The following is a 9,423-nucleotide window of genomic DNA, read 5'->3' on the forward strand; positions in this document are numbered from 1 at the left end:
GCAGCAGCCCGCTTGTTAGATGTTCAAGGCAGAGCCAGCACGGCGCAGTTGCACAGATCCGCGCTCTCGAAGGCCGTTGTGTCGCCTGCTTGGAGCCCCGGCACGGGGAACAGTCGCACCGTCAGCGGCTTGTTGAGGCGAAAAGCCATGGTGCCCGTATCGCGCATGACGGCGGCGATCTGCTCGGCGCTGCTGTCGCCCGGCACAGGCACGGTATCGAGGCCGATGCCGCAGACGCTGCTGTAGGTCAGCAGGGCGCGGATATCGAATTCGTCATTCAGACTAGCCTGGGCCAGGCCTTGGTCCTCGGTCACGGCCAGCATCAGGCCGCTGAAGCCGATCTGCGTCACGCCGCTTACCGATTTGAAGACGCGGGTCAGCAGGGCCGACGCTTCCACCGTGCCGCTGGCGCCGAAATGGGGCACGCCCAGCAACTGGTAGACATCGACCATGGAGGCGCAGGACTTGGACGGCGCAGCCGAGGTGTCCATGCCCGCGATATGCCAGTCCTCGGCCAGTTTCACGCCGTCGGCACAGCGCTGGATGGCAGTGGCATGCTCGTTCAGGGTCTGGCTCAGGCGATCGAATGCGAGCTTGAACCACGCCGCGTGATCGAGTTGCAGGCGCTGCTGCTGCAGCGCCTGCAGTTCAGCCACCATGAGGTCTGGCGTTTCCAGGCCCAGCACCAGGGCGCCGTGGTGCTGTCCGCGGTGGTAGCTGGCCGGGAAATAGGGAATGCCGGGTGCGCAGTTGAAGTTGACCGTGAAGTTGAAATTGCCTTCGCCGCGAGGCGTGATGCGCGCGATTTGCTGAATCGCCTGCACGCTGTGGGCCAGCAAGCCGGTCTGCACAAAGCCATGTTCATCCAGATCGATGTTCACGCAGGCGTTGCACAGGTCGCCATAGGCTGCAATCAGCTGCGGCAGCAGCGCCACCTCCTGCGCATTGCGCGCTTCGCCCACGGCAAAGCGGATGCGGCGTTTGCCGGTGTTGATGGCCTTGAGCGTTTCAGCAATGCACTGCAGGCCGGCGAGGGCGCTGTCTATGCCACGGACGTCCAGATATTCGCCAAACGGGTTGCTCACGATGCGGATGGACTGCACCTGATAGCCCTGGGCCTCGATGGCATCGGCCACGGCATCGCATTGCTGCTTGGCCTGGGTCAGGCCGGCCTGCCACTGTGCCTCATCGGCGCTCAGGTTGACAAAGGCGGTGACGGTGCGCACGCGCACCAGCGGGTTGAAGCTGATATTCATAGCAGTATCCGTAGGCGGGAGAATGGCTGGCGGCCATTTTGCCTCTGAATACGCCGATCACAGCAGGCGCGTGCCCAGCGGCACCTCCTTGTCGGGCACGCACAGGGCCACGGCTCCGGTGGCATCGTGAAAACCGGTCACAAGACATTCGCTCATCAAGGGCCCAATCTGCTTTTTCGGAAAGTTGACCACGGCCACCACCAGCCGTCCTATCAGCTCCTCGGGCTGGTAGTGCTCGGTGATCTGCGCGCTGGACTTGCGCTGGCCCAGCTCGGGACCCAGGTCCAGCAGCAGCTTGTAGGCGGGTTTGCGGGCCTCGGCAAAGACCTCGGCCTGCAGTATGCGGCCCACGCGCAGCTCCACCTTCATAAAGTCGTTCCAGCTGATTTCTTCCATGTCGTCATTGCTCCTTGGTCTGGCATCATGCCTGGGGACCTGCATGCATCTGTAGAGCAACGCTTGTCGTGCGCGGGCACCGGAAAAGGCCTAGCGCGTATGCTTATGCCCTGTAAAGCGCACAACAGGCTCCCGTGAGCGTCCGGCGCCTGCGCCGTTGCTGGCGCGCACTGATTTCTATGAACCAACTGCATTTGTTTCTGCCCTGCGCCGCCGGCGTCGAGGGCTTTCTGGCCGACGAGGTCCACGCCATCACCGGCGCCAGCGGGCAGGATCTGCTCGTGGGCCGGGGCGGCGTCATGCTGCGCGGCATGTGGCGCGATGCCATGCTGCTCAATCTGCACAGCCGTCTGGCTCAGCGCGTGCTGATCGAGCTCTCGCACACCATGTACCGCAGCGAGAACGATCTGTACCGTGCCGCCAGCGAGGTGGCCTGGGAGATCTGGTTTAGCCCCAAGGAAACCTTCAAGATCGAAGTCACGGCCCAGCACAGTCCGCTGACCAGCCTGAACTTTGCGGCACTCAAGGTCAAGGACGCGATTGCCGACCGTTTTCGCGCCAAGCGCAACGGCGTGCGTCCCAGCGTGGAGACCCATCACCCCGATGTGCGCGTGCACCTGCACCTGACGACCGACGGCGCCACCCTCTATATCGACACTTCGGGCGAGGCGCTGTTCAAGCGCGGCTGGCGCGAGGACAAGGGCGATGCCCCGCTCAAGGAAACCCTGGCCGCAGCCATGATTGCGGCCTCGGGCTGGAACCCGCATGGCGACAACCCCCAGCCGCTGTACGACCCCTGCTGCGGCAGCGGCACCCTGGTGATCGAGGCCGCGCAGATCGCGCGCAGGATTCCGGCCGGCATCCTGCGTCGCTTTGCGTTCGAGAAGCTCGTGCCTTTTCAGCGCCATGTCTGGGAAGCCATGCTGGACGAGGCCGAGGCTGCCATCCTGCCCGAGTCTCCCGTGGGCATTTACGGCTCGGACATCGCCTTCCGCATGGTGGACTTTGCCCAGCGCAATGCCGAGCGTGCGGGTGTGTCCGATACCGTCAGCCTGCGCGGCGGTGATGCCTTGCAGCGCATGCCGCCCAGCGAGCAGCCCGGCATGATGATCCTGAACCCCCCCTATGGCGAGCGTATCGCGGCCGCCGGCAGCGCAGGCCGCAATGCGGCCGAGCGCATGGGCCAGGTCGAACGCGCAGGCCGCGAAACCGCGCAGACCGAGGACGGCGGCGAATTCTTCAGTCAGCTGGCCAGCCACTGGAAGAAGAACTACAGCGGCTGGAGCGCCTGGATGCTGACGCCCGACCTCAAGCTGCCCAGCAAGATGCGCCTCAAAGAGTCGCGCCGCACACCCATGTGGAACGGCCCTATCGAGTGCCGTCTGTTCTGCTTTGACATGGTCAAGGGTTCGACCAAGCCCCGCAAGACCGCAGAAGGTGACGCACAGCAATGAAGATCGCCCCCCTGCGCTGGCCGGCCTGCAACGCCGGCTATGACGGCCCGTTGCCGCGCCCCATGATTCTGGACACCAATGTGGTGCTGGACATGCTGATCTTTGACGACCCGGATATCCCGACCATCCGCGAGCTGGTCGCCCGTGGCGACGTGCGCTGGATTGCCGACGAAGCCCAGCGCATCGAGCTGGGTCGCGTGCTGCACTACAGCCAGATTGCGCCGCGCGTCAGCTACTACGGCAAGACGCCCGAAGGCGTGATGGCCGCTTTTGATGCAGCCGTCGAATATGTGTCCGCTGCCCCCAAGATCCGCTTTACCTGCACCGATCCCGACGACCAGCATTTCCTCGATCTGGCCAGCCAGCACAAGGCCTTGCTGGTCAGCAAGGACAGGGCCGTGCTCAAGCAGCGCAAGCGCGTGGCAACGCACTATGGCGCGACGGTTGGCAATGTGGTGGTGATGGAAGAGGAGCCGCTGGCCGCCTAGTGTGGCGCAGCCGGGCGTGCTCTTCTGTATCGACTGGCCGCGCTCCTTGGAGCGCTGCTATATCAGACAGGCTCTTGCGCCTTTTCTTGCCTTCGTTGCCTGGCCGCCGATTCAGTCGAAAAACTGCATGCCTGCATAAGGCCGCAAGCGGCATTGCGCCAGGCGGCTTTGCAGCGAACCGACATGGGCTTCGAGCTGGCGGCCATCCGGGTCCAGAAAGTAGAAGGAAGCGCCTTCGCTGCGGTTGCTCTTCCATTCCTGGACTCCGCATGACCTGGCATGCTCCACAAAGTGCGCGAAGTCCCGTTGGGTAATCGTGAATGCGTAGTGGGTGTAGTCAGAGCTGTGGGCCTGGCTTCGCTGTTCGTCTGACGACAGGCACAGCCGCAGATCGCCGAGTTCCAGATAGGCGCCCATATCCCACTGCGCGCGTGGACGAAACCCCAGCACGCGCACGTAGAAGTCCACGCTGCGCTGCAGGTCTGTTACGGCAAGTGTGAGGTGATTCAATCCGGCAAGCATGGTGGCGGTGGGCGCGAGCAGCACAAGGCGTGGAGTGTGCCATTGCAATGCATCACTTCGTTTTGGGTAGCCAGGGCACGCCGTTGATGTGACTGCCGCCATCGACAAATAGCGTGTTGCCCGTGACATAGCGGCAGTCTTCGCTGGCCAGGAATAGGGCCGCGCCGCCAATGTCCTGCTCGGGGTCGCCCATATGCCCCATGGGGTTCAGACGCAGCATGTCGGCCGCGTTCTCGGGCTGGCTTGCCGCAAATTTTTGATAGGCTTCGGTGGCCGCGCCGGGGCACAGTGCGTTGCAGCAGATGCCAAAGGCCGCCCATTCGCGAGCGGCAGAGCGGGTGAGCGTGCGCAGCGCTTCCTTGGCCATGTTGTAGTCCACCGAATAAGGGTGGGCATTGACGCCGTTGAGCGAGCACATATTGATGACCCGGCCCCAGCGCCGCTCCTGCATGCCGGGGAAGACTGCCTGCATGGCCCAGAGCGCCGATTGCGCACCTATGCGCCAGGCCCAGTCGGAATCGAGATCGCTGAGCGTTTCGACCCTGGCAAAGCCGGGCTGGCTGCCGGGGCGCCGGCCCCAGGCATTGTTGACGAGGATGTCGATGTGGCCGAACTGCGCCAGGGCGGCATCGACCATGCTCTGCACGGCGGCGTGCTCGCTCACATCGGCCACGGCATGTCCCACCTGAACGCCAAATTCGGCGCGGATTTCTGCGGCGACCCCGGCACAGGTTTCGGCATTGATATCGGCCAGCCACAGGCTGGCGCCTTCAGCCGCAAAGCGGCGTGCCACGCCTTTGCCAATGCCGGCACCTGCGCCCGTGATCAGGGCCACGCGGTCTTGCAGTCGGTTCATTGTTCAGTTCTCCTCGTTCCATGGACGAGTCACTGTGCGGCGTTACCAGCGTTGCGACATCGTCGAATCGGACGAGAAATCGGCCCATGAATGTGGCGGCCGAACCACCCATGGCTGGCCCGGATTTGCCCATGCGGATTAGGATTCATGCCGCAGGGACGACCTTGCCGGGCGATGCGATGCATGGCCTGAATTCCTGCCGGGACGGCCTGGCCATTCGATCTTCAAAGAGGTTTTCTATGGCTTGGGTTTATCTGCTGGTGGCCGGCGTTCTGGAAGTGGTCTGGGCCTTCACCATGAAGCAGTCCCATGGTTTCACCAACCTCAAATACAGCGCCATCACCATCGTGGCCATGATCGCCAGCTTCGGTCTGCTGTCGGTGGCCATGCGCTCGCTGCCCCTGGGCACGGCGTATACGATCTGGACCGGTATCGGTGCCGTGGGTGCATTCCTGGTGGGCGTCACGGTGCTGGGCGAGCAGCTCAGCGCCATGCGCGTGGGAGCGGCGGTCCTGATCGTCAGCGGCCTGGTGCTGATGAAGCTTTCGGCCGGGGAATAAAGCACCGCCCGTACGCGCTGAATCAGCGCTCCATGGCGGCTGGCGTCTCCGGTGTCATCGGGCATTTGCTCAGCCACAGTGCCAATCCCTGCCGGTAGGCGGCCGGGTCCATGGCATCGCTGTGGCGGGGGATATGGTAGGCCTTGCCCTCGGCCGCGAGCCGGGCGCAGGCCACCTTGTAGAAATCGGGCGTGGCCTGCAGGCGCGCGATCTGCGCCCATTCGAGCCGCTCTCGCGCACCCCGGTCGTGGATCAGCGTGAAGCCCTGATCGTCCAGCTGCAGGCGGTAGCTGCCCTCCAGGCGCCGCAGGCGGGCCCGCAGGCCTGCGCGCACCAGCTTTTGGTGCAGGCCCTGCAGCGGCGCCTGGCGCATAGCTTGATGCTGACGCAACGCGGCGAGCAGGCGCGCTGAGTAGCGCTTCCACAGCAGGATGCAGAGCACGGTCGAGACCAGCATGGCGATGATTTTTTCGGGGCTCAGCGGCTGGCCCGGCTGAGCGATGGCCAGCAGGCCGCCGCCCAGGCCCAGGCAGAGCAGCAGCGGGGCAAGCCAGCGCTCCTGCCAGCCCGCCATCCGGGCCTGCAGGGCGGCCTGTTGTCGCGCGAGCTGCTGCATCTCGCGCTGCATTGCGGCCTGCAGCCGGCAGTCGGTGTGGGCGGGGGTGATGGTGAACAGCAGTTCCATGGGCGGTGGCGTCCGGTCTTCTAGGGGCCGCCAGTCTACCGGGGCGGGGCGCTGTCCAGCCTTGCCTGACTGGCGGCTGCAGGCCGCTTACCGCAGCCACCGATGGGGGCGAGCGCGCGGGTTAAAGCGCATGGCGCGACAATATCGGGATGACATCCTCCACGACGCCCCTGCATCCCAGCGCAGCTTCGGCCCGCAAGGCCCAGCCCAAACTGACCACGCTGGACAAGACCCGCATTGACGACACACGCATCAAGATCGTGCGCCCGCTGCTGACCCCTGCACTGCTGGAAGAGTGGCTGCCCGTGACCGAAGAGGCGCAGCAACTGGTCGAGTCCAGCCGTGCCGCCATCTCGCGCGTGCTGCATGGCCAGGATGACCGGCTGGTGGTTGTGGTCGGGCCTTGCTCCATTCACGATCACGATCAGGCCATGGATTACGCGCGCCAGCTCAAGGTCCAGGCCGATGCGCTCAAGGACGATCTGCTGATCGTGATGCGGGTCTACTTCGAGAAGCCGCGCACCACCGTGGGCTGGAAGGGCTATATCAATGACCCGTACCGCGACGGCAGCTTTGCCGTCAACGAAGGGCTGGAGCTGGCGCGCCGCCTGCTGCTCGATGTGCTGGCGCTGGGCCTGCCGGCCGGCACCGAATTCCTGGACCTGCTGTCGCCGCAGTTCATCAGCGACCTGGTCAGCTGGGGCGCGATTGGCGCGCGCACCACGGAGAGCCAGAGCCATCGCCAGCTGGCCAGCGGTCTGAGCTGCCCCGTGGGCTTCAAGAACGGCACTGATGGCGGCGTGAAGGTGGCCAGCGATGCCATTTTGGCCGCACAGTCCTCTCATGCTTTCATGGGCATGACCAAGATGGGCCAGAGTGCGATCTTCGAGACACGCGGCAATCAGGACTGCCACATCATCTTGCGCGGCGGCAAGGCTCCCAACTACGACGCGGCCCATGTTCAGGCAGCGTGCGAAGTGCTGGAAAAAGCGGGCCTGCATCCGCAGGTGATGATCGACTTCTCGCATGCCAACAGCAGCAAGCAACATCGCCGCCAGATCGATGTATCAGCGGATGTGGCCCAGCAGATTGCCGGGGGCGACACACGCATCACCGGCGTGATGATCGAAAGCCATATTCATGAAGGCCGTCAGGACATTGTCGACGGGCAGGAGCTGCAATACGGTGTCTCGCTCACCGATGCCTGCATCAGCATGGAGCAGACGACTCCGGTGCTGGAGCAACTGGCTGCCGCTGTGCGCGCACGTCGCCTCAAGGCGGCCTGATGCCGGGAAAACGAAGCTAGATGAACAAGAGGCGCCCAGGCGCCTCTTGTGCTTTTCAAAGGGTAGTCCTTTTGGACATGGGGCGGGGCCGCCCGTGTCTTCAAAGCTCCAGCGTCAGCTTGAGCATGTCCTTGTGCTGTACGCCGCGCTCCCACAGCGGGGTGGTGTAGTTCTGCAAAAAGAAGTCGCGCTCGATATCGGTGACGCGAAACCCCAGGCGTTGATAGAACAGCAACTGGTCGCCAAAGCTACCAGTCCCTACATCCAGCTGCTGCACGCCGCGTTCGCGCATCTCACGGATGGCGCGCTGCAGCAGGGCAGAACCTATGCCCTTGCTCTGCCATGCCGTGGACACGGCCATGTTCATCAGCTCCCATCGGTGAAGGCCGTCGCCCTCGGGGACGAGCACGCATACGCCGATGAGGGCGCCGAGGCCGCTGGGCGTGAACTGGGTCGTCTGGCGCGCTCCGAAGCAGGTGGATCCGGGCAGATAGCGCTTGATGCGCTCGCGTGAGGGGTCGGCCAGCAGCAGCAGATGCCAGGGGGCTTCTGCGGGGTTCATGGTGGTGATATGCCAGGAGTCGGTCGTGCCGGGGCCGGCCAGTGTGGAGCTCATGCGCGCACTCCCTTGCGGCGGAAGGCGGGCGCTGCATATCGGCCGGGCTGGATGTCGGCATTCACTCGATGGGACGAAAGCCCGTCCATCTGCTGCAAACCACAATCTCGCGCCATTTCCACTTTCCACCTGCGGGAGTTGTGAACCCGCCACAAATATTGTCAACAGGCCATAGCGTAGCAGTCGGCGGACAAATTCGGTGACGTACTGGTGAAAAGTACAGCGTTCTGCGGCAATTTTGATGCAGGAATCTCGCAAATATTGATCTGCACAGGCCTTGCAACTGCGTGAGCAAGCACTTCAAGGCAGTGCACTGACGAGCCTGACGCCCTTTGCGCAGGACGGGCTTTGCAAAAACGAAGCTAGTGGTTTATACTTATCAGCAAGGGTTAACCCTTAAGGTTAAACCCGCGAACGACAGTACATGAGATGCGTGCTGTCCATCGCTTGAAGTGCATCTCTTGATTTCATAGAAAGCTCATCATGCGCCAAGCTATCAACTCCCTGATCGAATTCATCCAAGAAGCTCGCGAGTTCCATCTGGATCTGGCCAACCAGTAATCACGCACTGGTTTGAGAAACAGCCGCCGCTCTAGGCGGCTTTTTTTCGTCCCGAAAGAGGTGATCAGGCCGCCAGCAGGCCCTGTTTCTCTATGAAGGCCACCACCTCATCCAGACCTTCCAGTGTCTTGAGGTTGGTCATCACAAAGGGCTTGAGCCCCTTGGGCGTGGTGCGCTGCTTGATGGTGTCGCTGCGCATGATGTCCAGATTGGCGCCCACATGGGGAGCCAGGTCGGTCTTGTTGATGACGAAGAGATCGCTCTTGGTGATGCCGGGACCGCCCTTGCGCGGAATCTTCTCGCCTGCTGCCACGTCGATCACGTAGATGGTCAGATCCGACAGCTCGGGGCTGAAGGTGGCAGCCAGGTTGTCGCCGCCCGATTCGATGAAGACGATGTCGGCATCGGGGAAGTCCTTGAGCATGCGGTCAATGGCTTCCAGGTTGATGGAAGCGTCCTCGCGAATCGCCGTGTGCGGGCAGCCGCCTGTTTCCACACCCATGATGCGCTCGGCGGGCAGGGCGCCGCTGATGGTCAGCAGGCGCTGGTCTTCCTTGGTGTAGATGTCGTTGGTGATAGCGACCAGGTCCCATTTGCCGCGCATGGCCTTGCAGAGCATCTCCAGAATCGTGGTCTTGCCCGAGCCCACGGGCCCGCCTATGCCCACGCGCAGCGGCGGCAGCTTCTTGGTGCGGTTGGGGATATGGTGCAGTGCGGTCGACATGGTGAGTTCTTTCGGGGGT

11 protein-coding genes are annotated in these 9,423 nt (G+C 63.3%); 4 read left to right on the forward strand and 7 right to left on the reverse strand.

All coding sequences use genetic code 11. The features are described from left to right. Positions 1–23: 23 nt before the first annotated feature. Together CTATCC11996_RS22605 and CTATCC11996_RS22610 are read right to left on the reverse strand one after the other, a co-directional pair. Positions 24–1,256 (reverse strand): DUF711 family protein, encoded by a 1,233-nt coding sequence (locus tag CTATCC11996_RS22605; RefSeq protein WP_003080947.1) that lies wholly within the window; start codon positions 1,254–1,256, stop codon positions 24–26. A gap of 57 nt (positions 1,257–1,313) precedes the next feature. Further along, positions 1,314–1,652, reverse strand: a complete 339-nt coding sequence (locus tag CTATCC11996_RS22610; RefSeq protein WP_003080948.1) for a tRNA-binding protein — start codon at positions 1,650–1,652, stop codon at positions 1,314–1,316. A 179-nt stretch (positions 1,653–1,831) separates the two neighbouring features. Here CTATCC11996_RS22610 and CTATCC11996_RS22615 point away from each other — a divergent pair, with 179 nt between their 5' ends. Further along, the gene (locus CTATCC11996_RS22615; RefSeq protein WP_003080949.1) at positions 1,832–3,106 is read left to right on the forward strand and encodes a THUMP domain-containing class I SAM-dependent RNA methyltransferase; all 1,275 of its coding nucleotides are present in this window, start codon (positions 1,832–1,834) and stop codon (positions 3,104–3,106) included. Then, entirely contained in the window at positions 3,103–3,594 is a 492-nt protein-coding gene (locus CTATCC11996_RS22620) for a PIN domain-containing protein (RefSeq protein ID WP_003080952.1), read from the forward strand. The genes CTATCC11996_RS22615 and CTATCC11996_RS22620 overlap by 4 nt, the downstream gene beginning before the upstream one ends. A gap of 111 nt (positions 3,595–3,705) precedes the next feature. Here CTATCC11996_RS22620 and CTATCC11996_RS22625 read toward each other — a convergent pair whose 3' ends face one another. Together CTATCC11996_RS22625 and CTATCC11996_RS22630 are read right to left on the reverse strand one after the other, a co-directional pair. Beyond that, complete coding sequence (locus CTATCC11996_RS22625; RefSeq protein ID WP_034350127.1) at positions 3,706–4,116, reverse strand: VOC family protein; 411 nt, start codon at positions 4,114–4,116, stop codon at positions 3,706–3,708. Positions 4,117–4,168: 52 nt separating this feature from the next. Then, a complete protein-coding gene (locus CTATCC11996_RS22630; RefSeq protein ID WP_003080955.1) occupies positions 4,169–4,972 on the reverse strand; it encodes an SDR family NAD(P)-dependent oxidoreductase in 804 nt (267 codons plus the stop codon). 239 nt (positions 4,973–5,211) lie between these two features. Here CTATCC11996_RS22630 and CTATCC11996_RS22635 point away from each other — a divergent pair, with 239 nt between their 5' ends. Further along, positions 5,212–5,532 carry a DMT family transporter gene (locus tag CTATCC11996_RS22635; protein ID WP_003080957.1) on the forward strand — a complete coding sequence of 107 codons (321 nt, stop codon included), beginning with the start codon at positions 5,212–5,214 and terminating at the stop codon, positions 5,530–5,532. Between the two features lie 22 nt (positions 5,533–5,554). On the opposite strand, the gene CTATCC11996_RS22640 is transcribed toward CTATCC11996_RS22635, so the two are convergent. Then, positions 5,555–6,217, reverse strand: a complete 663-nt coding sequence (locus tag CTATCC11996_RS22640) for a hypothetical protein (RefSeq protein ID WP_003080960.1) — start codon at positions 6,215–6,217, stop codon at positions 5,555–5,557. Between the two features lie 149 nt (positions 6,218–6,366). Here CTATCC11996_RS22640 and CTATCC11996_RS22645 point away from each other — a divergent pair, with 149 nt between their 5' ends. Beyond that, positions 6,367–7,503 carry a 3-deoxy-7-phosphoheptulonate synthase gene (locus tag CTATCC11996_RS22645; protein WP_003080962.1) on the forward strand — a complete coding sequence of 379 codons (1,137 nt, stop codon included), beginning with the start codon at positions 6,367–6,369 and terminating at the stop codon, positions 7,501–7,503. A gap of 100 nt (positions 7,504–7,603) precedes the next feature. Here the strand turns inward: CTATCC11996_RS22645 and CTATCC11996_RS22650 are convergent, their stop codons facing one another. Together CTATCC11996_RS22650 and ureG are read right to left on the reverse strand one after the other, a co-directional pair. After that, complete coding sequence (locus CTATCC11996_RS22650) at positions 7,604–8,119, reverse strand: GNAT family N-acetyltransferase (RefSeq protein ID WP_003080964.1); 516 nt, start codon at positions 8,117–8,119, stop codon at positions 7,604–7,606. Between the two features lie 625 nt (positions 8,120–8,744). Continuing rightward, positions 8,745–9,404 (reverse strand): urease accessory protein UreG, encoded by a 660-nt coding sequence (gene ureG / locus CTATCC11996_RS22655; RefSeq protein ID WP_003068221.1) that lies wholly within the window; start codon positions 9,402–9,404, stop codon positions 8,745–8,747. Between the last annotated feature and the right edge of the window lie 19 nt (positions 9,405–9,423).

The sequence above is a fragment of the Comamonas testosteroni ATCC 11996 genome (genome assembly GCF_000241525.1).
In the GTDB taxonomy this organism is placed as follows: domain Bacteria; phylum Pseudomonadota; class Gammaproteobacteria; order Burkholderiales; family Burkholderiaceae_C; genus Comamonas; species Comamonas testosteroni.

Excerpts from the sequence above, each read along its gene's own strand:
- CTATCC11996_RS22605 (WP_003080947.1), bottom strand. The coding sequence starts at position 1,256 with ATGAATATCAGCTTCAACCCGCTGGTGCGCGTGCGCACCGTCACCGCC.
- CTATCC11996_RS22610 (WP_003080948.1), bottom strand. The coding sequence starts at position 1,652 with ATGGAAGAAATCAGCTGGAACGACTTTATGAAGGTGGAGCTGCGCGTG.
- CTATCC11996_RS22615 (WP_003080949.1), top strand. The coding sequence starts at position 1,832 with ATGAACCAACTGCATTTGTTTCTGCCCTGCGCCGCCGGCGTCGAGGGC.
- CTATCC11996_RS22620 (WP_003080952.1), top strand. The coding sequence starts at position 3,103 with ATGAAGATCGCCCCCCTGCGCTGGCCGGCCTGCAACGCCGGCTATGAC.
- CTATCC11996_RS22625 (WP_034350127.1), bottom strand. The coding sequence starts at position 4,116 with ATGCTTGCCGGATTGAATCACCTCACACTTGCCGTAACAGACCTGCAG.
- CTATCC11996_RS22630 (WP_003080955.1), bottom strand. The coding sequence starts at position 4,972 with ATGAACCGACTGCAAGACCGCGTGGCCCTGATCACGGGCGCAGGTGCC.
- CTATCC11996_RS22635 (WP_003080957.1), top strand. The coding sequence starts at position 5,212 with ATGGCTTGGGTTTATCTGCTGGTGGCCGGCGTTCTGGAAGTGGTCTGG.
- CTATCC11996_RS22640 (WP_003080960.1), bottom strand. The coding sequence starts at position 6,217 with ATGGAACTGCTGTTCACCATCACCCCCGCCCACACCGACTGCCGGCTG.
- CTATCC11996_RS22645 (WP_003080962.1), top strand. The coding sequence starts at position 6,367 with ATGACATCCTCCACGACGCCCCTGCATCCCAGCGCAGCTTCGGCCCGC.
- CTATCC11996_RS22650 (WP_003080964.1), bottom strand. The coding sequence starts at position 8,119 with ATGAGCTCCACACTGGCCGGCCCCGGCACGACCGACTCCTGGCATATC.
- ureG (WP_003068221.1), bottom strand. The coding sequence starts at position 9,404 with ATGTCGACCGCACTGCACCATATCCCCAACCGCACCAAGAAGCTGCCG.